This is a genomic window from Achromobacter sp. NPDC058515 (assembly GCF_042721735.1).
Classification (GTDB): Bacteria; Pseudomonadota; Gammaproteobacteria; order Burkholderiales; family Burkholderiaceae_B; genus Achromobacter.
This window is the reverse complement of record NZ_JBHXNI010000001.1, coordinates 170,369-194,051: the sequence shown is the minus strand read 5'-3', so window position 1 is coordinate 194,051 and position 23,683 is coordinate 170,369. Positions and strand designations below refer to the sequence as shown.

At 68.1% G+C, this 23,683-nt stretch carries 23 protein-coding genes; 6 read left to right on the top strand and 17 right to left on the bottom strand.

Annotated features, from left to right (window positions below; translation table 11 throughout):
* Nucleotide 1: 1 nt before the first annotated feature.
* The 4 genes from ACFWP0_RS00895 to ACFWP0_RS00880 form a co-directional block, all read right to left on the bottom strand.
* Complete coding sequence (locus tag ACFWP0_RS00895) at nt 2–805, bottom strand: transglutaminase domain-containing protein (protein WP_377839088.1); 804 nt, start codon at nt 803–805, stop codon at nt 2–4.
* Between the two features lie 13 nt (nt 806–818).
* Nucleotides 819–1,787: an alpha-E domain-containing protein gene (locus tag ACFWP0_RS00890; protein ID WP_377839087.1), complete on the bottom strand. Its 969-nt coding sequence runs from the start codon at nt 1,785–1,787 to the stop codon at nt 819–821.
* Between the two features lie 2 nt (nt 1,788–1,789).
* On the bottom strand, nt 1,790–3,220 hold the full coding sequence (locus ACFWP0_RS00885) for a circularly permuted type 2 ATP-grasp protein (RefSeq protein ID WP_377839086.1): 1,431 nt from the start codon (nt 3,218–3,220) through the stop codon (nt 1,790–1,792).
* 334 nt (nt 3,221–3,554) lie between these two features.
* The gene (locus tag ACFWP0_RS00880) at nt 3,555–4,226 is read right to left on the bottom strand and encodes a 5-formyltetrahydrofolate cyclo-ligase (protein ID WP_377839085.1); all 672 of its coding nucleotides are present in this window, start codon (nt 4,224–4,226) and stop codon (nt 3,555–3,557) included.
* Nucleotides 4,227–4,316: 90 nt separating this feature from the next.
* Here ACFWP0_RS00880 and ACFWP0_RS00875 point away from each other — a divergent pair, with 90 nt between their 5' ends.
* Entirely contained in the window at nt 4,317–6,449 is a 2,133-nt protein-coding gene (locus ACFWP0_RS00875; protein ID WP_377839083.1) for a transglycosylase SLT domain-containing protein, read from the top strand.
* Nucleotides 6,446–7,546 carry a CCA tRNA nucleotidyltransferase gene (locus ACFWP0_RS00870; RefSeq protein WP_377839082.1) on the top strand — a complete coding sequence of 367 codons (1,101 nt, stop codon included), beginning with the start codon at nt 6,446–6,448 and terminating at the stop codon, nt 7,544–7,546. Before ACFWP0_RS00875 ends, ACFWP0_RS00870 begins: the two co-directional genes overlap by 4 nt.
* A gap of 23 nt (nt 7,547–7,569) precedes the next feature.
* On the opposite strand, the gene ACFWP0_RS00865 is transcribed toward ACFWP0_RS00870, so the two are convergent.
* From ACFWP0_RS00865 to nhaA, 7 genes are all read right to left on the bottom strand, one after another.
* Nucleotides 7,570–8,757 carry a class I SAM-dependent methyltransferase gene (locus ACFWP0_RS00865; RefSeq protein ID WP_377839081.1) on the bottom strand — a complete coding sequence of 396 codons (1,188 nt, stop codon included), beginning with the start codon at nt 8,755–8,757 and terminating at the stop codon, nt 7,570–7,572.
* A gap of 144 nt (nt 8,758–8,901) precedes the next feature.
* Complete coding sequence (locus tag ACFWP0_RS00860; RefSeq protein ID WP_377839080.1) at nt 8,902–10,710, bottom strand: DEAD/DEAH box helicase; 1,809 nt, start codon at nt 10,708–10,710, stop codon at nt 8,902–8,904.
* A gap of 278 nt (nt 10,711–10,988) precedes the next feature.
* On the bottom strand, nt 10,989–11,750 hold the full coding sequence (locus ACFWP0_RS00855) for a uracil-DNA glycosylase (RefSeq protein ID WP_377839078.1): 762 nt from the start codon (nt 11,748–11,750) through the stop codon (nt 10,989–10,991).
* 37 nt (nt 11,751–11,787) lie between these two features.
* The gene (gene tenA, locus ACFWP0_RS00850) at nt 11,788–12,450 is read right to left on the bottom strand and encodes a thiaminase II (protein ID WP_377839077.1); all 663 of its coding nucleotides are present in this window, start codon (nt 12,448–12,450) and stop codon (nt 11,788–11,790) included.
* 82 nt (nt 12,451–12,532) lie between these two features.
* Entirely contained in the window at nt 12,533–13,318 is a 786-nt protein-coding gene (locus ACFWP0_RS00845) for a 3-hydroxybutyrate dehydrogenase (RefSeq protein ID WP_377839076.1), read from the bottom strand.
* A gap of 112 nt (nt 13,319–13,430) precedes the next feature.
* Nucleotides 13,431–13,820 carry a DUF488 domain-containing protein gene (locus tag ACFWP0_RS00840; protein WP_377839075.1) on the bottom strand — a complete coding sequence of 130 codons (390 nt, stop codon included), beginning with the start codon at nt 13,818–13,820 and terminating at the stop codon, nt 13,431–13,433.
* A 57-nt stretch (nt 13,821–13,877) separates the two neighbouring features.
* Entirely contained in the window at nt 13,878–15,113 is a 1,236-nt protein-coding gene (gene nhaA, locus ACFWP0_RS00835) for a Na+/H+ antiporter NhaA (RefSeq protein ID WP_377839073.1), read from the bottom strand.
* Between the two features lie 438 nt (nt 15,114–15,551).
* Here nhaA and ACFWP0_RS00830 point away from each other — a divergent pair, with 438 nt between their 5' ends.
* Nucleotides 15,552–16,715, top strand: coding sequence for a glycosyltransferase (locus tag ACFWP0_RS00830; protein ID WP_377839072.1), 1,164 nt, complete (start codon nt 15,552–15,554; stop codon nt 16,713–16,715).
* Between the two features lie 20 nt (nt 16,716–16,735).
* Here ACFWP0_RS00830 and ACFWP0_RS00825 read toward each other — a convergent pair whose 3' ends face one another.
* From ACFWP0_RS00825 to ACFWP0_RS00810, 4 genes are all read right to left on the bottom strand, one after another.
* Nucleotides 16,736–17,200, bottom strand: coding sequence for an HIT family protein (locus ACFWP0_RS00825; RefSeq protein WP_377839071.1), 465 nt, complete (start codon nt 17,198–17,200; stop codon nt 16,736–16,738).
* Nucleotides 17,197–17,646, bottom strand: coding sequence for a GNAT family N-acetyltransferase (locus ACFWP0_RS00820; RefSeq protein WP_377839069.1), 450 nt, complete (start codon nt 17,644–17,646; stop codon nt 17,197–17,199). The genes ACFWP0_RS00825 and ACFWP0_RS00820 overlap by 4 nt, the downstream gene beginning before the upstream one ends.
* A 23-nt stretch (nt 17,647–17,669) precedes the next feature.
* Nucleotides 17,670–19,136 carry a polyphosphate:AMP phosphotransferase gene (gene pap / locus ACFWP0_RS00815; RefSeq protein ID WP_377839068.1) on the bottom strand — a complete coding sequence of 489 codons (1,467 nt, stop codon included), beginning with the start codon at nt 19,134–19,136 and terminating at the stop codon, nt 17,670–17,672.
* 81 nt (nt 19,137–19,217) lie between these two features.
* Entirely contained in the window at nt 19,218–20,081 is an 864-nt protein-coding gene (locus tag ACFWP0_RS00810; RefSeq protein WP_377839066.1) for an MBL fold metallo-hydrolase, read from the bottom strand.
* 124 nt (nt 20,082–20,205) lie between these two features.
* On the opposite strand from ACFWP0_RS00810, the gene ACFWP0_RS00805 reads away from it, so the two are divergent.
* The 3 genes from ACFWP0_RS00805 to ACFWP0_RS00795 are packed head-to-tail and all read left to right on the top strand — an operon-like array spanning nt 20,206 to nt 21,411.
* Nucleotides 20,206–20,541 carry an ArsR/SmtB family transcription factor gene (locus tag ACFWP0_RS00805; protein ID WP_377839065.1) on the top strand — a complete coding sequence of 112 codons (336 nt, stop codon included), beginning with the start codon at nt 20,206–20,208 and terminating at the stop codon, nt 20,539–20,541.
* Entirely contained in the window at nt 20,538–20,969 is a 432-nt protein-coding gene (locus tag ACFWP0_RS00800; RefSeq protein WP_377839064.1) for a YeeE/YedE family protein, read from the top strand. Before ACFWP0_RS00805 ends, ACFWP0_RS00800 begins: the two co-directional genes overlap by 4 nt.
* Nucleotide 20,970: 1 nt before the next feature.
* Nucleotides 20,971–21,411, top strand: coding sequence for a DUF6691 family protein (locus tag ACFWP0_RS00795; RefSeq protein ID WP_377839063.1), 441 nt, complete (start codon nt 20,971–20,973; stop codon nt 21,409–21,411).
* Here the strand turns inward: ACFWP0_RS00795 and ACFWP0_RS00790 are convergent.
* Nucleotides 21,395–22,663 (bottom strand): phenylacetate--CoA ligase family protein, encoded by a 1,269-nt coding sequence (locus tag ACFWP0_RS00790; RefSeq protein ID WP_377839062.1) that lies wholly within the window; start codon nt 22,661–22,663, stop codon nt 21,395–21,397. The two genes, ACFWP0_RS00795 and ACFWP0_RS00790, sit on opposite strands and share 17 nt — an antisense overlap.
* Nucleotides 22,664–22,744: 81 nt before the next feature.
* A complete protein-coding gene (locus tag ACFWP0_RS00785; protein WP_377839060.1) occupies nt 22,745–23,587 on the bottom strand; it encodes an ABC transporter ATP-binding protein in 843 nt (280 codons plus the stop codon).
* Nucleotides 23,588–23,683 lie beyond the last annotated feature (96 nt).

Genomic DNA, 23,683 nt, shown 5'->3' with positions numbered 1-23,683 from the left:
GTTACTGCTGCGCGGGGGTCTGGACTTGCACGCTGATCTCCATGGATTCCTCGCCGCCGCCGGTGCGCACGCCGCGCACCGGCGAGGCCGAGTCGTAGTCGCGCGCCACCGCCAGGCGGCAATGGCAGTCCGAGGCGAATTGGCGATTGGTGATGTCCACGCTGGTCCAGCCCACGCCGGGCAGCCAGACATCCGCCCAGGCGTGGCTGGCGGCGTGTTCGTTGGTGGTGTACAGGTAGCCGCTGACATAGCGGGCGGGCACGCCCAGGCCCCGCACGCAGGCGAGGAACAGGTGGGCGTGGTCCTGGCACACGCCGTGGCCCATGGCCAGCACCTGGTTGGCGGCGGTGGTGACATCCGTGGTGCCGGGCTCGTACGCGACGCGCTCGTTGATCGCGGTGGCCAGGGCCAGGATGTCGTCCGGCGTGGTCAGGCCGCCGGGCAGCACCTCGCGCACGAAAGCGAGGATGGTGTCGTCCGCCTGCGTCAGCGGCGTCTGCACGCAATAGGCGTGCACCGGCAGCCGGCTGTCCTCGCCGCCCAGCACGCCGCGGGTCAGCGGCGCCACCAGCACCTGGCCGGCCACGCGCAATTCGATGTCGGTGTGCGGGTGGTTCAGCGTCAGCGTGTGCGTGATGTTGCCGTAGGCGTCGACCTGCTTTTCAAGCGCGCCGGGCGCTTCGATATGCCAGCGCAGCACGCGCTGGTGCTCGTCGTCCCGCGGCGTCAGGCGCAGGGTCTGGATGCTGTAGGCGACCGGCGCGGTGTAGCGGTAATGCGTGACGTGCGTGATGATCTGTTTCATTCCCGTCTCCGTTTTATGCCGACAGCGGCACCAGGAAGTCCTGGCTGATGCGGTTGCCCAGGTCGTTGATGCGGGCGAGGAAGTGGTCCAGGTACTGGTGCAGCCCGCTGTCCAGGATGTCCTCGACGCGGCCGTACTGCAATTCGGCGCACAGCATCCCGGCGCGCCGCTCGGTTTCGGTCGAGCGCTGGTTGGAGACGCGCGCCAGGTCCTCGGCCACCGCCCGCACCGAGGCCAGCAGCGAACGCGGCATGTCGCCATGCAGGATCAGCAATTCCGCCACGCGGTCGGGCGTGATCACGTCGCGGTACACCTTGCGGTAGATCTCCAGCCCGGACACCGAGCTGAGCAGCGCCGACCAGCGGTAGAACTCGCTTTGCAGCGCCGCGGTGCCCGCGGCTTCGGCGCGTCCCTCCTGCGCGCCGCCGCGTTCATGGAACTTCACGTCCAGCATGCGCGCGGTGCTGTCGGCGCGTTCCAGGTGCATGCCGATGCGCAGGAAATACAGCGCCTCGTCCTCCAGCATGGTGCCGATGGTGACGCCGCGGGCCAGGTGAGAGCGGAACTTCACCCATTCAAAGAACTCGCCCGGATTGCGCTCCAGCAGGCCGGTGTGCAGGTGCTTCAGCAGTTCCAGCCAGGTGGTGTTGTAGGTTTCCCAGACCTCGGTCGTGAGGCTGCCGCGCACGGCGCGCGCGTTCTCGCGGGCGGCGCGCATGCAGGAATAGATCGACGAGGGGTTCTCGGGATCCCGCACCATGTACTGCAGCACGTCGTGGGGCGAGATGGAGGCGTACTTGCTCTGGTACAGGCCCTGCAGCTCGGAGATGCGCAGCACGCCCAGCCACGAGCCTTCGCGCGTCTGCGTGTCCTGCGGCAGCAGCGACATCTGCAGGTTCACGTCCAGCATGCGGGCGGTGTTCTCGGCGCGTTCGGTGTAGCGGCACATCCAGAACAGGCTGTCGGCGGTTCGGCTCAGCATAGCTATTCCTCCAATACCCACGTGTCCTTGGTGCCGCCGCCCTGGCTGCTGTTGACCACCAGCGAGCCCTCGGTCAGCGCCACGCGGCACAGCCCGCCCGGCACGGTGCGGATGTCCTTGCCGCACAGCACGTAGGGGCGCAGGTCCACGTGGCGCGGCGCCACGCCCGATTCCACATAGGTGGGCACGGTGGACAGCGCCAGCGTGGGCTGCGCGATGTAGTTGGCGGGATTGGCGCGCACGCGCTCCTTGAACGCCTCGACTTCCGCGCGCGAGGCCGAGGGCCCCACCAGCATGCCGTAGCCGCCGGCGCCATGGACTTCCTTGACCACCAGCTCATGCATGTTGGCCAGCACATGGGACAGCTCCTCGGGCCGGCCGCAGCGCCAGGTGGGCACGTTCGACAGAATGGGTTCCTCGCTGAGGTAGAACCGGATCATGTCCGGCACGTACAGGTACGTGGACTTGTCGTCGGCGATGCCGGTGCCGATGGCGTTGGCCAGCGTGACGCGGCCGGCGCGATACACCGACAGCAGGCCGGGCACGCCCAGCGCCGAATCGGCGCGGAACGACAGCGGGTCCAGGAAGTCGTCGTCCAGGCGGCGGTAGATCACATCCACCTTGCGCGGCCCCTGGGTGGTGCGCATGTAGACGGTGTTCTGCTCCACGAACAGATCCTGCCCTTCCACCAGCTCCACGCCCATCTGCTGGGCCAGGAAGGCGTGCTCGAAATAGGCCGAGTTGTACATGCCCGGCGTCAGCACCACCACGGTGGGGTCGTCTCCGCCGTGCGGGGCGACTTCGCGCAGGTTGTCCAGCAGCAGGTCGGGGTAGTGCGCCACCGGCTCGACCTTGATGCGGCTGAACGCGTCGGGCATGAGCCGCATCGACATCTTGCGGTTCTCAAGCATGTAGGAGACGCCGGACGGCACGCGCAGATTGTCTTCCAGCACGTAGAACTCGCCCGCGCCGGCCCGCACGATGTCCACCCCCGCGAGGTGGCAATAAATGTCCTCGGCCACGTCTACGTCCTGCATTTCGGGGCGGTACTGGGCGTTCAGGAACACCTGCTCGGCCGGGACGATGCCCGCGCGCACGATGTCATGGCCGTGGTAGATGTCGTGGATGAACATGTTCAGCGCGCGCACGCGCTGCTTCAGGCCGGCTTCCAGGTGCCGCCATTCGGCGGCGGGGATGATCCGGGGGATCAGGTCGAAGGGGATCAGGCGCTCGGTTCCCGCGGCGTCCCCCGCGACCGAGAAGGTGATTCCCACCCGGCGAAAGCTCAGGTCCGCTTCCAGCCGGCGCACGGCCATGGCCTCGGCCGATTGCTCGCCGTGCCAGCGCTGGAAGGCCTGGTAGTGGGAGCGTATGCCGCTGGCGCCGTGGCGCATTTCGTCATAAGCGGCTGGACGGGATGATCTGTCCTTCATGGCTCCTCCGATGCAGGTGCTGCGGCCGGCTTGCACGCGGCCGTCATCCGGCCCACGCGGGGCCGGTCCTACTGGTTAAGCAACCCGCGTGCCAGCTTTTCGGGCCAGCGGACGCCTCTGGGGACAATATCCTCTGAAGGGTATCGAAATGCCATCCCCGCAGCGGGCTACGCGGGTCGGTCGGGCTGGCGCAAACGCCCCGCCAGGGGGCAGGCGCAGGGCGGAAATGGGGGCGTTGCCGCCGGGGGCGGCAGGTTGTTGCGGCGTGACGCCGGGGGAACGTGGGGAAGGGCCTGCACCATGGTGGTGCGGGCTGTGTGCCAAAACGGGTGCGTCAGTTCATCCGGTAGGTGTGCAGCGTGGTGCCGCCCGTGCCGCCTTGCAGTGGCGCCTGGGGCACCCAGCCGTCCTGGGTCAGCACCGCGTCCAGCTGGACGTCATGCGGGGCGGGCGCGTAGCCGGCATCCAGCTCGCCGCAGCTCCAGGCGATTCCGATCGAGATGAAGGGGTGGCCCCGGTCGCGCAGCGCGGCCAGGGTGCGGTCGTAATAGCCGCCGCCGTAGCCCAGGCGGTCGCCTTGCTCGGTGTAGCCCAGGGTGGGCACCAGGACCACGTCGGGGAGCAATTCGGGGCCGGATACGGGCTCCTGGATGCCATAGGGACCCGGGCGCAGTTCGGCGTCCGGCGTCCAGGGCAGGAACGCCAGGGGCGCGTTGCGTTCGCGCACCACGGGCAGCGCCACGGCCATGCCGGCCTCGGTCCATTGCGTCAGCAGGGGGCGCAGGTCGGGTTCGTCGGCCATGGGCCAGAAGGCGGCAACCGTCTTCGGGGCCGGATTGCCCGCCCGCTCGGCTTCGTCGCGGGCCACATTCAGCCAGGTGAAAAGCCTTGCGCGCATCAGCAAAGCGCCGCGGCTGCGCTGGTCTTCCGGCAATTCGGCACGCATTTTCCGCAATCGCGTGCGGTGCTGGACTGCGGTATCCTCTGGAATATTTTGCGTAGTCATGCGGTGGCTGTAATGGGGGTGGACAAATGAAGACAAACATGCGGATGGTCGGCATGCGGGCGTGCAGGGCCGATGTATGAGGAAAGCGGCATGACACAGACCCTGCAACCTCGACGGTATCAGAAATCCTTGCGGCAAGCCGCGAGCCGCCCCGCCTCCGCTTCCGACGTCAGTTCCGGCCTGCGCCGCTGGCTGCCCCTGGTGGCGTTGTTCACCGCCGCCTGTGCCCCGGTGGATGCGCAACAGCGCAGCGCCGCCGTCAATCCGCAGCCCCAGCCCGCCGTGCAGGCGACCCAACCCGTCATCGCGGTGCCGCCCGCCGTGCTGGCGGGCCTGCCGCCCACCTCCGATACGCCCGCGCTGGCCGCCGTGGTGGCCGCTCGCGAGGCCATGAACCGCAAGCAATGGTCCATTCTGGGCGCGCTGGTGCCGCAGGCCAAGGCGGACCCGCTTGGCATGTACCCCGAATACTGGCTGCTGCGCTACCAGCTGTGGACGCCGCCCGCGACCGGCCGGCCCACCGCCGCCCTGCAAAAATTCATCAGCAGCAATGGCGACGCCTACCTGGCCGATCGCCTGCGCGGCGACTGGCTGCTGGCGGCCGCCCGCAGCGGCGACTTCGAAACCGTGCGCAAGCTGGCCCCGGTAAAGAACACCAACGCGCAAATCGAATGCGCCATCCTGGACGGCAAGCACATGACCGGCCAGCGCGCCACCGCGGCTCAGGCCATGGCCGTGTTCGCGCCGGGCGGAGCCTGCTGGGCGCTGTACGACCAGCTGGTGGCCGATCGCATCCTGGGCTGGGAACAGCTTGAACCCCAGCTGCGCGACGCCATCGAGGCCAACAAGACGACGGACGCGCGCAAGCTCGTGCAGTACATGTTCGAGCCGCGCGACGTGAAGACCTACGACGTCCTCATGAAGGACCCGATGAAGTGGCTGACGCGCCAGGACCGCCTGCCCGTCGGCCGCAACGAAAAAGAACTCGTGACCATCGCGCTGGCCCGCCTGGCGCGTTCGGACGTCGGCGTCGCCGATTCCTATCTGCGCCGCGAGTGGGCCAAGTCCATGGCCAAGTCGAACCTCGCCTGGGTGCGCGGCCAGTACGCGCTGGTCGCCGCGCTGAACCTCGATAGCCGGGCGGACGACTGGTACCGCGAGGCCGGCCATATCCGCATGACGGACTACAACTCCGGCTGGAAGGTGCGCGCCGCCTTGCGCCAGCCGAAGATCGACTGGAAGTGGGTCATCGAATCCATCGACGAAATGCCGGCCGCGCAGCAGGCCGAAACGTCGTGGGTGTACTGGAAGGCGCGCGGCCAGGCTGCCCGCGGCAACAAGGAACAGGCCCAGGCCGCCTACGCCAGCATTGCGGACCGCTTCGACTTCTACGGCCAGCTGGCCGCCGAGGAGCTGGGCCGGCGCATCGACGTGCCGCCGCGTCCCGCGCCCATCAGCGACCGCGAGATCGCCGAGGCGCGCGCCAATCCCGGCCTGCAGCGAGCGGTGCTGCTCTTTCGCCTGGGCTGGCGCGCCGAAGCCGTGCCCGAATGGAACTTCACCCTGCGTGGCATGAGCGACCGCCAGTTGATGGCCGCCGCCGAACTGGCCCGTGCCGAGAACATCTACGACCGCGTGGTCAACACCTCCGACCGCACCGAAAAAGAGTTCGACTTCAGCCAGCGCTTCATTGCGCCCTTCGAAGGCCGCGTCACCGCCAAGGCCAACGCCATCGCGCTGGACCCCGCCTGGGTCTACGGCCTGATCCGGCAGGAGTCCCGCTTCATCATGGACGCCCGTTCGCACGTGGGCGCCTCCGGCCTGATGCAGCTGATGCCGGCCACGGCCAAGTGGGTGGCGGGCAAGATCGGCATGACCGACTTCACGCCGGCCAGCGTGAATGACTTCGACACCAACACCGAGCTGGGCACCAACTACCTGAACATCGTGCTGCGCGACCTGAACGGATCGCAGATGCTGGCCAGCGCGGGCTACAACGCCGGTCCTCGTCGTCCGCACAACTGGCGCTCGACGTTCACGCACCCGGTGGAAGGCGCCATCTTCGCCGAGACCATCCCGTTCAACGAAACGCGCACCTACGTCAAAAACGTGATGTCCAACGCCGTGTACTACGCGGCGATGTTCAGCGGCCAGCCTCAATCCCTGAAGGAGCGCCTGGGCAGCGTCGTGCCGCTAGGCGCGGAACGCACCACCGTTCCATGACGCGGGATCCGGCCACCGACGGGCTGCAGGTTTACATCGTCGGCGGGGCGGTGCGCGATGCGCTGCTTGGCCTGGCGCCGGGCGACCACGACTGGGTCGTGGTGGGCGCCACGCCGGAAGACATGGCGCGCCGCGGCTTCATTCCGGTCGGCGGCGATTTTCCCGTCTTCCTGCATCCCCGCACCAAAGAGGAATACGCCCTGGCGCGTACCGAGCGCAAGTCGGGGCGCGGCTACAAGGGCTTCACGTTCTATACCGGCGCCGATGTCACGCTGGAAGAAGACCTGCGCCGCCGCGACCTGACCGTCAACGCCATTGCGCAGAAGCAGGACGGCGAGCTGGTCGATCCGCTCGATGGCGCGGCGGACGTGCGCGCCCGGGTCTTTCGCCACGTGGGCGAGGCATTCGAAGAGGATCCGGTGCGCATCCTGCGGCTGGGCCGGTTCGCCGCGCGCTTTGGCGACTTCTCCGTGGCGCCGGAGACCCTGGCCCTGTGCCGCCGCATGGTCGAGGCCGGCGAGGCCGACGCGCTGGTGGCCGAACGGGTCTGGAAGGAATTGTCGCGCGGCCTGATGGCGGACGCGCCGTCGCGCATGCTGGACGTGCTGCAGGCGTCGGGCGCGCTGGCCCGCGTGATGCCCGAATTGCGGGGCGTGGACGATGTCGGCGCGGATGTCGACCGCGCTGCCGCGGCCGGGGTGTCGCTGGCGGGACGCTACGCGCTGCTGTGCCGGCTGACGCCCGAGCGCGAGGCCATGAGCCGCCGCCTGCGCGTGCCTACCGAATGCAATGACTATGCGCGCCTGTTGCCGGAGATGCTGTCCGGCCTGGATGCCGCGGAAGACGGCGGCGGCGCCGTCGACGCGCAGCTCGCGCTGATGGAGCGCGCCGACGCGCTGCGCAAGCCCGAGCGCTTCTTCGACCTGCTGGACACTGCCGCGGTATTGCGTCCGGTGGACAAGCCGGCCTGGCAGGCGCGGGTGGCGGCCGTGCGCGGCGTGGATGCGGGGGCAATCGCCAAAGCCTGCGCGGGCGACCCGGCCCGCATCAAGGAAAGCGTGCGCCAGGCGCGGCTGGAACGCCTGCGGGCGGGCTGAACCTGTGTTTCGGCGCAGGCAAGCTACAGCTTGCCCAGCCGGTCGCCGCGCGAAAACCCCGTCAGCGGCTCCTGCATGCCGCGGCCTATCGCCAGCACCTTGAACAATTCGCCCATTTCGGCTTCGGACAGCAGCTTCTGCACGGGCGCGACGGCCTGCGCATAGGCCTGCGCATCCGAGGGATCCAGCTGCGTCAGCAGATCCATCAGCCCCGCGTTCATCAGGAAGCGGGCTTGCGACGTATAGCCCAGCACCTGCAATCCGGCCGCCAGCGCGGCATCCGCCATGGCGGTGAAATCCACGTGCGCGGTGATGTCCTGCAAGCCCGGCGCGGTGAACGGGTCCCCGTGCGCGTGATGGCGCAGGTGGCACATGAGCGTGCCGCCCGCGCGCTGCGGGTGGTAGTACTCGCTGCGGGGAAAGCCATAGTCCACCAGCAGGGCCGCGCCGCGTTCCAGCCAGCTGCCCATGGCGGCGATCCAGGCCTCGCCCTGCATATTGATCTCGGACACATAGCCCGGCAGCGCCGGCATGCGCGCGGCAACGGCGGCGGCCAGCGCGTCCGGGGCGGGGCGGTCTTCCCAGGTGAACGCGCCGGACGCGTCCAGCGCCACGCCGCGCTCCAGTACGGCGCCGCCGTCGCCCCAGGCAAAGATCGACACCGGCATCGCGTCGAGAACCTCGTTGGCCAGCACGCAGCCGGAGAATGTGTTGGGCAGCGCGTCCAGCCATTGCACGCGGTCGCCGAATGCGGCGAGTCTCTCCGCCTGGCGGGCGCGCAGGTCCGCCGACACTTCCAGGATCAGGTACCGGGTCTGTTCCAGCCCCAGCGCGTCCAGCTCGCGCAGCACGCCTTCGGCCAGGGCGCCGGTGCCGGCGCCGAACTCCAGCACGGTCTGCGTCTGCGTCTGGCGCAGCACCTCGGCCGCCTGGCGGGCGAGGGTGCGGGAGAACAGCGGGGTGAGCTGGGGCGCGGTGACGAAGTCGCCCGCGGGCGTCTTGGCGCCGTCGTCCGCATCGGCCAGCTTGACGTTGCCCGCGGCGTAATAGCCCAGCCCCGGCGCATACAGCGCTTCGGCCATCCAGTGATCGAACGGCAGCCAGCCGCCATTGGACGCGATGGCGGCGCGCAGATGCGCGGCGGCGGCTTCGCTATGTTCAAGAGCGGCGGGGGCGAGGGGGGGCAGGTTGGCGGGGGCGGGGCGTTGCATGGTCGGATGAGGCATGGGCAATGCGGCATTTTCCCAAAAAAAAGCCGTGCATGCCGCGCCCCACTGCAAGGCTTGCAGGATGCGGGCGATAAAAAAACAAACCCCGCGACAGGCGCGGGGTTTGTTTCGGGTCAGGCTGGCTGATTAGCCGCGGCGATCCGCCGGCTTGGCGAAGCGCTTGGCGGGGCCGCCGGGGCGCTTGTCGAATGCGGGCTTGGCGCGGAAACCGCCTTCAGGACGGTCGCCGCCGCGGAAGCCGCCTTCGCGCGGGGGACGGTCGCCAAAGCTCGGGCGATCGCCGAAGCTGGGGCGGGCGTCGCGATCGGCGCCGCGGAAGCCGCCTTCACGGGGAGCGCGTTCGCTGAACGGGCGCGCATCGCGCTGGGGACGGTCGCCCTGGGTGGGGCGGTCGCCGCCGAAGCTGGGACGCGAATCGCGGTCGCCGCCGCGGAAGCCGCCTTCACGCTGGGGGCGGTCGCCGAAGGGACGATTGCCCTGGTAGCCGCCTTCGCGCTGGGGACGATCGCCGAAGCTGGGACGGTCGCCGAACGAACGCTGCGGGCGATCGCCGAACGGACGGTTGCCTTGGTAGCCGCCCTCGCGCGGAGCGCCGTCGCGATTGCCTTGGTAACCGCCTTCACGCGGCTTGAACTCGCCACGCGGGCCGCCGAAAGAACGGCCTTCACGCGGAGCGCCGTCGCGGTTGCCCTGGTAGCCGCCTTCATGGCGCGAACCGCCGAAGCCGCCGGGACGCTTGCCGAAAGGCTTGCCGCCACGCGGGGCGCCGCTGCCGCCGGCCGACGGACGGGGCGTGCGCTTGGGTTCCAGGCCGGCGATCACTTCAGGGGTGATCGATTGGCCGATGTAGTGCTCGATACGGCGAACCTTGTGGCGCTCGGAGTGCGTGGCCAGCGTGAACGCCAGGCCGTTGCGACCGGCGCGGCCGGTACGGCCGATACGGTGGACGTAGTCTTCGGCTTGCATCGGCAGGTCGAAGTTGACGGCGTGGCTGATGCCTTGCACGTCGATGCCGCGGGCGGCCACGTCGGTGGCAACCAGGATACGCAGCTGGCCGCGTTGCAGTTGCGACAGCGTGCGGGTGCGTTGGCGCTGGTTCATGTCGCCGTGCAGGGCGGCGGCGGCAAAGCCCTGGTCGGCCAGGCGGTCGGCCAGGTCATCCGCGCCGCGCTTGGTCGACGTGAAGACAATGGCCTGGTCCAGCTTGGCGTCGCGCAGCACGTGATCCAGCAATTGCATCTTGTGGCTGGCATCGTCCGCGTACAGCAGGCTTTGCGTGATGTTGGTGTGCTTTTCCTTGGCGCCGGCCATCTCGATGCGTTGCGGGTCGCGCATCATGCGCGCCGCCAGCTTGGCGATCGTGCCGTCCAGCGTGGCCGAGAACAGCAGCGTCTGGCGGTCTTCGGGCAGGCGGCTGACGATGGTCTCGATGTCTTCGATGAAGCCCATGTCCAGCATGCGGTCGGCTTCGTCCAGCACCAGCGTGTGCACGGTGTTGAGCTTGACGCGGCCCGATTGCAGGTGGTCGATCAGGCGGCCGGGGGTGGCGACCAGCACGTCCACGCGGCGCGACAGCGCCTTCAGTTGCGCGCCGTAGGGCATGCCGCCCACGACGGTGGCGGTGCGCAGGTCGGCCAGCTTGCGGCCGTAGGTGGCGGTGGCTTCGGTGACTTGCAGGGCCAGTTCGCGGGTCGGGGTCAGGACCAGCACTTGCACGCCGACGCCCTTGTTGGCGGGCATCTGGGCGATGCGGTGCAGGGCCGGCAGCATGAAGGCGGCGGTCTTGCCGCTGCCCGTCTGCGAGGACACCATCAGGTCGTGGCCAGCCAGCGCTTGCGGAATGGCAGCGGCTTGGACGGGGGTGGGGGTGCTGAAGCCAGCTTCTTGAACGGCCGACAACAGGGCGGGTGCGAGACCCAGGGTTTCGAAAGACATTACTTTCCCTTGCCGCAATCAATGCGACGCAGTGCTTGGTCGGGCCAGGGGATTAGGCGGCCGGATCCAGGCGACGGTTGATGGAGCATCGTGCCGACCGGATCAACCATGCGCGTGGCGCGTTCTCTTGTGCAGATTGGAACGCAGGGCGAAAGGAAAGGGGTCAGGAATCGATGATAGTTCGGCATGGGGCCGGGGCTTAGGCTTCCCGGCGGACTGCAAAAAATTCCGCTAAATCAAGGCGGTAAATGCCGAACTCGTTTTGTGCAGTGCGGCGATCATAACCCGAATTCGCCTTGCAAGGGAATTATTTTTTTGTCCAGCCCCCAATCAATAGGGTTTTTCCCTTGGTTGGCCAGCCAGGTATTGGTGGCCAGGAAATGGCCGCAGCCCAGGAACGGCACCGGGGGCCTGCGGGCGGAAAGCGGGGAGGGATGGTTGGACATCAGCACCAGGTGGCCGCTGTGGTCGGGAAGCAACATCCGCTTGGCCTGGGCATGGGCGCCCCACAGCATGAACACCTTGGGCGAGGGGTCGCGGGCGACCAGCGCGATCAGCGCATCCGTCACCGTTTCCCAGCCGCGCTTGGCGTGCGAGGCGGGCTGGCCGTCCTCCACCGTCAGCGCGGTGTTCAGCAGCAGCACCCCCTGATCGGCCCAGCTGCTCAGGTCGTTGCCGGCCGGAACGCCCGCGCCCGGGTATTCCTGGGCAATCTCGTTGAAGATGTTGCGCAGGCTGGGCGGACGTTTGCAATCGTCCGGCACCGAGAACGCCAGGCCCTGGGCCTGGCCGGGGCCGTGATACGGGTCCTGCCCCAGGATCACCACCCGCACGTCCGACGGCGCCAGGCCGTGCAGCGCCCGGAAGGGCGTGGCGGGGTACACCACCGCGCCTTCGGCCAGGCGCTTTTCCACATGGGCGGTGGCCGAGGCGAGCGCGTCGGCTACCGTTTTGGGGGTGAAGGCGGCCTGCCAGGCGGCGGGAAGTTGCGCCGTCTGGGCGGCGAGGGCGTTGGGGATCAGGCGGTTATCGATCGGCATGGGCGCGATTTTGGCATAGCCGGGCTGGCCGGCGGCCTCAGACCGGCCAGCCTGCCTGCCGGTGGGCCGAATCCCAGAACATCCATTCCAGCTGGGCCGCGTGGGTGTAAGCCTGGTGCATTGCGTGAAGCGTCTGCGCCGACGCCGTTTCCGCCGCGCGGTCCACCGAGGCGATCACGGCCCGCACCAACGCGTGGAATGCATCGCCGGCATAGGTGTCGATCCACGCCGCGTAGGGGTTGGGACGCGTTGCGCGCGCATGGATGTCGCGGCCGATCTCGGCGTAGATCCAGAAGCAGGGCAGCAGGGCCGCCAGCGCGACCGGATAGGGCGCGCTCCAGGCGGTGGCGATCAGGAAGCTGGTGTAGTGGTGACTGGCGGGCGTCAGCGGCGTGGCCTCGAAGGCGGCCGCGTCGATGCCGAACTGCTGCATGAAGCCAGCGTGCAGGCTGCGCTCGGCGACGACGGCGCCCTTGGCCGCCTCCGCGAACTGCACCACGCCGTCGGCGTCGTCGGCCTTGGCGGCCGCGATGGCCAGCGCGCGCCCGAACGCCACCAGATAGTGCGCGTCCTGGATCATGTAGTGCTTGAATGCGTTCTCGTCGAGCTGGCCGCTGGCCAGTTCCTGGTTGAACGGCATGTCGCGCGTTTTCTCATAGAGCGCGGCATTGCGGGCCCAGGCGTCAGAGCTGAAAGACATGGAATTCCTCAAGACGAAACCGGACGGCGCGCGACCGTGCGCGCCATCTCCGGGGCGTAAGGGTATCAAGTCCCGGGCGCGCCTACTGCATGTACCAGCCGTGGCTGACGACGAAGGACTGCCCGGTAAACGCCGCGCTGGGGAAGGCGCACAGGAACAGCGCGGTCTGCGCCACGTCCTCCACGGTGGTGAACACGCCGTCCACGGTGTCGCCCAGCATGACCTTCTTGACGACGTCCTCTTCGCTGATGCCCAGCTCCCTGGCCTGTTCCGGGATCTGCTTTTCCACCAGCGGCGTGCGCACGAAGCCCGGGCAGATGACATGCGAGCGCACGTTGTGCGCCGCCCCTTCCTTGGCCAGCACCCGGGCCAGGCCCAGGAGCGCATGCTTGGCGGCGACGTAGGCGGACTTCAGCGGCGAAGCCTCATGGGAATGCACGGAACCCATGTAGATGACCACGCCGCCGCGGTCGTCCTTGTACATGTGCTGGAGCGCCGCCTTGGTCGTCAGGAAGGCGCCGTCCACATGGATCGCCTGCATCTTCTTCCAGTCCGAGAAGGCGAACTTTTCGATCGGATTGACGATCTGGATGCCCGCGTTGGACACCAGGATGTCGATGCCGCCGTAGGCGGTGGCCACGCGGTCGATGCCCTGGTTCACGGCGTCTTCATTGGTGACGTCCATGGCCACTCCCATGGCCTTGCCGCCGGCCTGCTCGATTTCGCGGGCCACGGCGTCCGCGCCTTCCTGATTCAGGTCGGCAATCGCGACGGCTGCGCCCGCGCGGGAGAGCGTCAGGGCGATTTCCTTGCCGATGCCGCTGGCGGCTCCGGTAACGACGGCGACTTTTCCATTCAGCTGGTTCATGCTGCAACCTCCGGGTTGAGGGTGCCGGCGCGTCCGCGTTGCGGCTCGTTGGGGGGCGACGTTTTACCGGCGACAGGCCTTGCGGCGGATGGGGGGCGGTAGCGCGGCGGCCTCAGGCCACGCGCTTGCGGTGATGGCGGGCGTAGTCCAGCAGGGCGTCGCGCAGCACGATGGCCTGGGTGTGCTCGGTATTGCGCGCGCCGTACAGCAGCGTCAGGGGGCGGGCGCCGGCGGCTTCCAGCAGGGCCGCCATGCGGGCCTGCTGCTCGGGCGCGGCCAGTTGGTCCAGGTATCGGGCGCGGAATTCGTCCCAGCGTTCGTCGACGTGGCTGAACCACTTGCACAGTTCGGGGGTGGGGGCGATGTCGCGGGCCCACTCGTCCAGATCCAGGTCGGCGCGGCGCAGGCCGCGCGGCCACATCCGGTCCACCAGCGCCCGGTAGCTGCCGTCCGGGCCTGTGCCTTCATAGATGCGTTGTACGGTAATGAGGGACGATTTCATGCCGGCTCCTGCAAAACGTTGCGGCTAGTCTACTGCAACGTCCACGGCGCCTGAAACTCAGCGCGGCCCCGTTTCCCGCGCGGGCGCGCCGCAAACGCGCAGCAGCAGGAACCCGGCGACGGCGGAAGCCAGCGAGCCCGTCAGCACGCCGATCTTGGTGGCGTCGACGGTGGCGGCATCGGTGAAGGCCAGCGCGCCGATGAACAGGCTCATCGTGAAACCGATCCCGCAAAGCAGGGCAACGCCATACAGCTGCGTGTAGGTGGCGTGCCTGGGCAGGCTGGCAATGCCGGTCTTGATGGCGAGCCAGGCAAATCCGAATACCCCCAGCTGCTTGCCCAGGAACAGCCCCAGCGCCACGCCCAGCGGCACCGGCTGCGCCAGGCTGGCCAGGCCCATCCCGGCGAAGGACACGCCCGCGTTGGCAAAGCCGAACAGCGGCACGATCAGCAGGGCCACCGGCTTGTGCAGCGCGTGCTCCAGCGCGTGCAAGGGCGAATGCGCGGGAGTTCCGCCCTGGTTTCGCGGGCGCAGCGGAATCGTCAGCGCGAGCGCCACGCCGGCCAATGTCGCATGCACGCCGGACTTCAGGACGAAATACCACAGCACCGCGCCAAGCAGCAGGTAGGGTGTCAGGCGCGTCACGCCCGCGCGGTTCAGGCAGAACAGGCACGCCAGCAACGCGCCCGCCATGGCCAGCGCGAACCCGTTGAGGCCGGACGTATAGAACAACGCGATGATGACGATGGCGCCGAGGTCGTCCAGGATGGCCAGCGCGGTCAGGAAGATCTTTAGCGATGTCGGCACGCGGCTGCCCAGTAGCGCCAGGATGCCCAGCGCAAAGGCGATGTCGGTGGCGGCGGGAATGGCCCAGCCGCGCAAGGTGTCCGGGCTGCCCAGATTGATCAGCAGGTAGATGATCGCGGGCACCGCCATGCCGCCAAGCGCCGCGATGCCCGGCAGCACGATGCGGGCGGCGCCGCGCAGCTGGCCATCCAGCACTTCGCGCTTGATCTCCAGCCCAACCAGCAGGAAAAAGACGGCCATCAGGCCGTCGTTGATCCAGTGCAGCACGGTTTCCTTGAGCACCACCGGGCCCGCCTGGAAGCCAAGCTTGGCGCCCAGGACGTCGAAGTAGAAGGGAGCTGCGGGACTGTTTGCGACCACCAGCGCGGCCAGCGCGGCGACCATGAGCACGTAGCCGCCCAGGGCTTCCGACCGGAGGAATGCTTGCAGGAAAGAGACGGGCTTGGGGGAGGAGGAGACGGGTGAAATAGCGGGGACGACCTTCATTATGTTTTGATGGGCTAATATTCAGCAACAGAATCTGAATGTTAACTGAATGATTATCAGGCTCCGTTGTAACCCGGGCTAATTTCCGTCATTTTGCTCGAAAATATCGAAAATTCCGAGTTAGATAGCCAGCGTTTCTGTCCGTCGCCATGGGCGCCTTCGAAGTATTTCGATTGAATTCCGGGCAGCGATCAGTCAGTATGTAATACAGATTCCAGCCGCTTTAGAATTCGGCTTTTTCTTGAATTTGGCCAGTCATGGCTTGACCAAGCCCTTTCGGGGGTCTCCCGCTGTACATATGCCACGACTCACATTTGCAGTGCCGACTTTCACGCCCGGACAACCAGGCACGCTTTGCCGCCTGGCGGGCATGGTAACCCTGGCCGCGCGGAGGGCAGGCGTCGCGCCGGGCCTACATCCAAGGCAATGCTCCCGATCATGCTGAATCCCGCTCTTGAACCGCAAGCCAGCGCCGCCGCCGGGACAAGCGGCCGCTTGCGTATCCTGCATACCGAAGCCGCCACCGCCTACGGCGGCCAGGAATTCTGTATCTTCAAGGAGATGGTCGCCATGCGCGAGCGCGGCCATCATCTGGAAGCCGTGTGTCAGCCCCAGGCTGAGCTGGCGACGCGGTTGCGCGAGGCCGGCTTCACCGTGCACACCGTCACCATGAAAGGCCCCCTCAATTTCTTCCGCAGCTTGGCGTTCGTGTATCGCCTGCTGCTGCGCGAGCGTTTCGACGTCGTCAATACGCACAGCCGCAGCGACACCGTGCGCGCCGCGATCGCGGCGCGTCTTGCCCGCGTGCCGCTCATCGTGCGCACGCGGCACCTGGCCAAGCCGATCAACTCCCTCTACGCCTACACCTGGCTCGCGCATCGCGTCATTGCCGTCAGCCGTCACGTGTACCAGCAACTGCTGGACCGCGGCGCGAGGCCCGAATGCATCGCCACCATCCATTCCCCCGTGGTGCTGCCCCAGGTGAACGAGCACGCCTGCGTCCGGCGCGAGCTGGGCCTGCCCGCCGATGCGCTGGTGGTGGGCTGCGTGGCCGTCATGAGGGCGGAAAAAGGGCATGGCGATCTTATCGATGCCTTCCACCGCATTTCCTCGGTGTTTCCGCAGGCGCATCTGGTGCTGGTGGGAGAGGGCATGCCGGTATTTGCCCTCATGCAGGCGCGGGTGGCCGAACTGAACCTGGGCGCGCGCGTGCACTTCCTGGGCCGGCGCGAGGACATCGGCAACGTGATGACGGCGTTCGACGTCTTCGCCTTGCCGACGCACCGGGAAGCCTTGGGCACGGTCTTCATCGAAGCCGCCGCCATGGGGCTGCCGGTCGTCGGCACGGATGTGGGCGGGGTGCCGGAAACCATGCAGGCCGGGGTGACGGGCCTGCTGGTGCCCCCTCGGGACCCCGCGACCCTGGCGGCCGCGCTGGAAACCCTGCTGGCTGATCCCGAACTTCGCCGCCGCATGGGCGAGGCGGGCCGGGAGCTGATCCGCGGCCAGGGCCTGTTTTCCGCCGAACGGACCGCGGACCAGGTGGAGGGCGTCTACCTGCGCTGGTTGAGCGAACTGCGCGGGTCCGCCCGCACCGCCTGAGCCGGATTCCGGCTCGGGCGTCAGTGCCAGAGCAGCGCGTTCATCGCCTCGACCAGCCGGTCGCGGTAGCGGGGCAGCAAGGCCTGCACGCGCGCCTGCCGCTCCTTCCATTCTTCAGGCTCGGCGCCCGCCGCGATGCGCGGCGCCGCCCAGATCGGATCCGGAAAATGGCGGTCGCCTCGCCAGCGCGGGATTACGTGCCAATGCAGGTGCGGCACCATATTGCCCAGCGACGCCAGATTGATCTTGTCGGGCGACAGGATCGATTGCTGCGCTTCTTCCACCACGTACACGGCCCGCATCAGCAGGTCGCGGCCGTGGGTCGACAGGCTGGTCATCTCGGCCAGGTGTCCATTCCAGATCACCCGCGTGAAGCCGGGATAGTCCGCGTCGCCGACCTCGATGATGCGCAGGTGCGGCCCGCGCCAGAGCAGCGCGCCGCCGTCTTCCTGGCACAGGGGACAGTTGGGGTCGCGCGCGCTCAAGCCATCACCTTGCGGTACTGGATGAAGCCGGAACGGTCGGCGATGCGGTCGTACAGCTGCATGGCGGTGGCATTGGTCTCGTGGGTGAGCCAGTACACGCGCGCGCAGTTGGCCGCGGCGGCTTCGGCGTAGACGTGTTCGATCAGCATGCGGCCGGCGCCCGTGCCGCGCACCTCGGGATCCACGTAGAGGTCCTGCAGGTAGCAGTAGTCGCCCGCGGTCCAGGTGGACCGGTGGAAGATCCAGTGGACCATGCCGATCGCGCGGCCGCTTTCGTAGGCCAGGGCCGCATGCATCGGTTCGGCGGGGTCCAGGAAACGCGCCCAGGTGTTGCGGGTTACCGCGTCGTCGATGTTGACGCGATAGAAGTCCTGATAGCCCTTCCACAGCGGCAGCCACGCGTCGAAGTCGGCGGCAACGATAGGACGGATTTCAGCGGTACTCATGGCGCGAGGCCTCCTGAGGGGGTTCAGAGTTGATCTTCCATGGCTTCGACGATGTGTCGCAGCACCTGCAGTCGAGCGTAACGCTTGTCGTTGGCGGACACCAGATGCCAAGGCGCATGAGAGACGTCGGTGCGGGCCAGCATTTCGTTGGCCGCGGCGGCGTACTCATGCCACTTGTCGCGGTTGCGCCAGTCTTCGGGCGTGATCTTGAAGTTCTTGAAGGGGGATTTTTCGCGCTCCCGGAACCGCTCCAACTGCTCGCCGGGGGTGATGGCCAGCCAGAATTTCAGCACCAGCGCGCCGCTTGCGGCCAGCTGCTGTTCGAAGTCGTTGATCTCGGCGTAGGCCCGGCGCCACTTGGCCGGCGCCGTCAGCTTCTCCACGCGCTCGACCAGGACGCGGCCATACCAGGAGCGGTCGAAGATGGCGATGCGGCCGTGGCGCGGAATGCGGCGCCAGAAGCGCCACAGGTAGGGCCGGGCCAGCGCCTCGCTGTTGGGCGCCGAAACAGGGGTGATGTCGAACTGCCGGGCGTCCAGCGCATGCGTGACGCGCCGGATGGCGCCGCCCTTGCCGGCGGCGTCCTGGCCTTCGAACACCAGCACCAGCGAGCGTTCCTGTGCCCTCATGGCGCGCGCGGCGCGCGCCAGCCGGCCTTGCAGCAGTCCCAGTTCGGACTCGTAGTCGTCCTTGTCTATCCTGGCGTCGTAGTCCAGCTTGCCCAGGCGGTCGACGATGCGCGCGGGGCCGCCGTGCGCCACGAAGGCGGGAGGGATGCGGGGCGTGCCGCGCTGGCGCATGGCGGCAAGCACCGCTTCCGCCGTGCGGGCGGCGCGCATGTTCTCGTCGGCGCTGGGGATCACGACCCAAGGCGCATGGCCGCTGTCCGTATGGTTCAGCACGATCTGTCCGCCGGCGCAGATGCGGTCGTACTTCTTCTTTACCTTGAGGTCGACCGGGCTGACCTGCCACGCGGTCTCCGGGCTGGCCAGCAGGCGCAGGGCGCGCGCCTTCTGCGCCTTGGCGGAAAGGTGAAACCAGAGCTTGAGGATCTGCACGCCTTCGGCGGCCAGCATGGCTTCAAAGCGCCGGATCGCGGCGGCCTGCGCATCGACGCGGTTCTGGTCGGGCCGCTTGCGCGAGGTCTCAAGAATCAGCGGCGCGTACCAGGAGCCGAAGACAATGCCCGTGCTGCCCTTGGGCGGCAGATCCTTCCAATAGCGCCACAGCGGCGGGCGTTCCAGCTCTTCGCCTTCGCGCGGACCAAAGGCCAGCGTCCTGATATGGCGCGGATCCATCCACTCGTTCAGCAGATTGATCGTCGCGCCCTTGCCGGCGCCGTCGATGCCCGCGACGACGACCAGCAGCGCCTTATCCGCCTGCTTGAGCCGCCGGTACTGCGCATTGAGCAGCGCGACGCGCAGCCGCGCCTCCAGCGGTTTGAACTCGTCCTTGGGCAGGCTGGGGTCGGCTTCGGCTTCGGCGAACATGGGGGCGTCTGATCGGGTTTTTTCGATCGGGCGATCTTGCGGGATAAGCCCGCGGCGCGCAAGGCCGCCGAGGCATTCGCGTCAGAGCGCGTTGATCGGGATCTTCAGGTAGCGCACGCCGTTGTCCTCCGCCGGCGGGAAATGGCCGGCCCGGATGTTCACCTGGATGGCGGGCAGAATCAGGGTGGGCATGGACAGCGTGGCGTCGCGCCGGGTGCGCATGCCGACGAATTCCGCTTCGCCGATGCCATCGCGCACATGGATGTTGGCGCTGCGCTGCTCGGCCACGGTGGTCTGCCACGACGCCTCGCGCCCCGGGGGCGGATAGTCGTGGCACATGAACAGCCGGGTGGCGGCGGGCAGGCTCAGCAGGCGCTGGATCGAGCGGTACAGCAGATGGGCGTCGCCGCCCGGGAAGTCGCAGCGCGCGGTGCCCACATCCGGCATGAACAGCGTGTCTGCGACAAAGGCCGCGTCGCCGATCAGGTAGGCCATGTCGGCGGGCGTGTGGCCGGGCACATGGATGGCGGTGGCGGTCAGGGCGCCGATCCGGAAGGTCTCGCCGTCCGTGAACAGATGGCCGAACTGCGAGCCGTCCAGCTGGAACCCGGGCTCCAGGTTCAGGATCTTCTTGAAGACGCCCTGCACCGTGCGGATGCTCTGCCCGATGGCGATGACCCCGCCCAGCTGGCGCTGCAGGTAGGGCGCGGCCGAGAGGTGGTCGGCGTGCGCATGGGTTTCCAGCAGCCAGACGGTTCTCAGCCCGCGTTCGCGCACATAGTCCGCCACCCGGTCGGCGCTGGCCGTGTCGCTGCGGCCCGACTTGGGGTCGAAGTCCAGGACCGAGTCGATGATGGCGCAGGCGCCGCCCGGCGCGGCCTCATGGACCACATAGGTGACGGTGGCGGTGACGGGATCGAAGAAGGCTTGGATGTGCGGATTCATGAGCGCTCGCTGGGGCGCCGCAAGGGCCCGGAGAAGACAATATACATTTTTTGATAATATGGTTCGACAGTTTATCCGTAAATATAATGATCGCACCATCCGCCAGGCGACTGACGCACACCCCATGAATGCTCCCCTTACCGACTGCGAGGTCGCCGTCCTGCGCGAATCCGCCTCGCAGGCTTGCGCGCTGCTCAAGGCGCTGGCCAACGAAGACCGCTTGCTGCTGCTGTGCCAGCTGGTCCAGAATGAACGCAACGTGGGCGAACTGGAAGCGCTGACCGGCATCCGCCAGCCGACCTTGTCCCAGCAGCTGGGCGTGCTGCGCGACGAAGGGCTGGTGGCGACGCGGCGCGACGGCAAGTACGTCTACTACCAGATGGCCAGCTTCGAGGTCAGCCAGGTCATGAAAACGCTATCCAGTCTGTACTGCGGCCGCGCGATGGAGTCGCTCAAGTGAACGTGGACTGGTCCGGCTTCACTCCGGCCATCGCCGCGGCGGGCGGCCTGCTGATCGGCGCGGCGTCCGTGCTGCTGATGCTGGGCGCGGGACGCATCGCGGGCATCAGCGGCATCCTGGGCGGCCTGCTGCCGCCCGAGCGCGGCGGCGGCTGGAGGCTCGCCTTTCTGTTGGGGCTGTGCGCCGCGCCCTGGCTGTACCGGCTTTTTTCCGCGCTGCCCCCGATCACCGTCCAGGCCGGCACGCCGCAGCTCATCGTGGCGGGGTTGCTGGTGGGCCTGGGTACCCGCTACGCGTCGGGCTGCACCAGCGGCCACGGGGTGTGCGGCCTGTCGCGCGGATCGCGCCGGTCGCTGGCCGCCACGGCGATCTTCATGGCGGCGGGCTTTGCCACGGTCTACGTGCTGCGCCACGTAATGGGGAACTGACATGGCTGCGCTTTTCGCCTTCGCGGCCGGCCTGGTGTTTGGCGTGGGCCTGATCGTCTCGGGCCTGACGGACCCGGAGCGCGTGCTGGGTTTTCTGGATCTGGCGGGCGACTGGAACCCGGCGCTGGCTTTCGTGATGGGCGGCGCGGTGCTGGCGGCCAGCGTGGGTTTCGCGGCCTTGCGGCGTCGCCGCGCCAGCCTGTCGGGCGAACCCATGCGCTGGCCGCAGGCCGCGCGCGTGGACCTGCGGCTGGCCGTCGGCAGCCTGGCGTTCGGCGTGGGCTGGGGGCTGGCCGGGTTCTGTCCCGGTCCGGCGCTGGTTGCCGCCGCGGCCGGGATCGCCGACGCATTGATCTTCGTCGCCGCCATGGCCGCGGGGATGGCGATCTACTCCGCCATCCAGTACTTGCAGCGCCTTCCCCGTCCTACTCGTACGTCCTGATATCGTCGATGACCTTGCCGTCGTTCGGCAGGGCGTCCGCGTCCACCCATTCCACGTCGCTGCGCAGCTTGGTCACGTCGCGCACGGATTCCGCGATCCGCTTGCCCAGCTCTTCGCTGCGCACCCGCGATGCCACCTGCAGCACCATGCGGTCCGATCCGGTGCTGCCGCTGATGACCAGGCGCGCGCGCAGGATCTCGGGGTGGCGGCGCGCCACGTCGGCCACTTGCGACGGATGGACGAACATGCCGCGCACCTTGGTGGTCTGGTCGGCGCGTCCCATCCAGCCCTTGATGCGCGTGTTGGTGCGCCCGCAAGGCGAGATGCCGGGCATCACGGCAGACAGGTCGCCCGTGCCGAACCGCACCAGCGGGTAATCGGGATTCAGCGTGGTCACGACGACCTCGCCGACTTCGCCGTCGGCCACGGGCTCGCCGGTGCCGGGGCGCACGATCTCGACGATGATGTCCTCGCCCAGCACCAGCCCCTCGCGGGCCGGCGTTTCAAACGCGATCATGCCGAGGTCGGCGCTGCCGTACGCCTGATAGCCTTCGATGCCGCGCGCCGCCAGCCAGTCGCGCAGCGACGGCGGGAAGGCTTCGCCCGACACCAGCGCGCGGCGCAGCGAATCGAGCTTCACGCCCAGCTCGTCCGACTTTTCCAGGATGATCTTCAGAAAGCTCGGCGTGCCGGTATAGCCGCTGGGCGCCAGGTCCTGGATCGCGCGCACCTGCTGTTCGGTCTGTCCGGTGCCGCCCGGGAAGACGGTGCAGCCCACGGCGTGGGCGGCCGTTTCCATCATGGAGCCGGCCGGGGTGAAGTGGTACGAAAAGCAGTTATAGGCCAGCTCGCCGGCCCGAAAGCCCGCCGCGTACAGGGCGCGCGCAAAGCGCCAATAGTCCGCGCGCGCGCTTTCCGGCTCGTAGATCGGGCCGGGCGAGGCGAACACGCGCATCGCCTCGCCCCAGCCGATGGCGGAAAAGCCGCCGAAGGCCTTCCCGGGGCCCGCGGGCGCCGCCGCGTCGTCGCGGCTGGCCTGCTGGCGCTCCAGCAGCTCGTGCTTGCGCAGCACGGGCAAGCGGGCCAGGGCCGCGCGCGAGGTGATCGCGGCGGGGTCGATGCCGCGCAACTGCTCGGCGATGGCCGGCGCCCGGGCAATGGCCCGTGAGATCGCGCCGGGCAAGGCGGCCATCAGCTCGCGCTCGCGTTGCTCGGGCGCTCGGGTTTCCAGGACATCGAAAAACTCGGACATGGGATCGCACCTTCTCGTGTGCCGTATTGCAATGCCGTTGCCGGCGGCAGGCGGCAAGCGCTGGCTTGCCCGCTCCAGGGATCAGGCCAGCCAGCGTTTGCGGCGGCGGTAGAACTTGTTGTCTCGGAAACTCTTGCGTTCGCCGCTGGAAATGCCCAGGTAGAACTCCTTGACGTCTTCGTTTTGCGCCAGGTCGGACGCGGCGCCGTCCATCATCACGCGCCCGTTCTCCAGGATGTAGCCGTAGTCGGCATAGCGCAGCGCGATGTTGGTGTTCTGTTCGGCCAAGAGGAAGCTCACGCGTTCGCGCTGGTTCAGGTCGCGCACGATCTCGAAGATCTCTTCGACGATCTGCGGGGCCAGGCCCATGGACGGTTCGTCCAGCAGGATCATGTTGGGGTTGGCCATCAGCGCGCGGCCGATCGCGGTCATCTGCTGCTCGCCGCCCGAGGTGTAGCCGGACTGGCTGGCGCGGCGCTGCTTCAGGCGCGGGAAGTACTGGTAGACCTTGTCCAGCGCGGCGGCGGTGTCGCCGCGGTTCATGCTGCGCGTATACGCGCCGGTCAGCAGGTTTTCCTCGATGGTCAGGTGGGCAAAGCAATGCCGGCCTTCCATCACCTGCACGACGCCGCGCTTGACCAGTTCCGCCGGCGACAGCCTTTCGATGCGCTGGTCGCGGTATTGGATATGGCCTTTGGTGACGTCGCCGCGCTCGCCCTTGAGCAGATTCGAGATCGCGCGCAACGTGGTGGTCTTGCCCGCGCCGTTGGCGCCCAGCAAGGCCACGATCTTGCCTTCCGGCACTTGCAGGGACACGCCCTTGAGCACCAGGATCACGTGGTTGTAGATCACCTCGATGCCGTTCACATCGAGCAGCACCTTCGGGGCGCCGGCGGGTATAGCGGAAGTCGTTGCAGCGGTCATGGCGGTTCCTGCGGCTTGGTGGCGGGCGCGGCCCCCGGCGGGGCGGCGCCCCCGCTGCATAAGATGTCACGAACAGGCGGGGGGGTGGTGTATTGA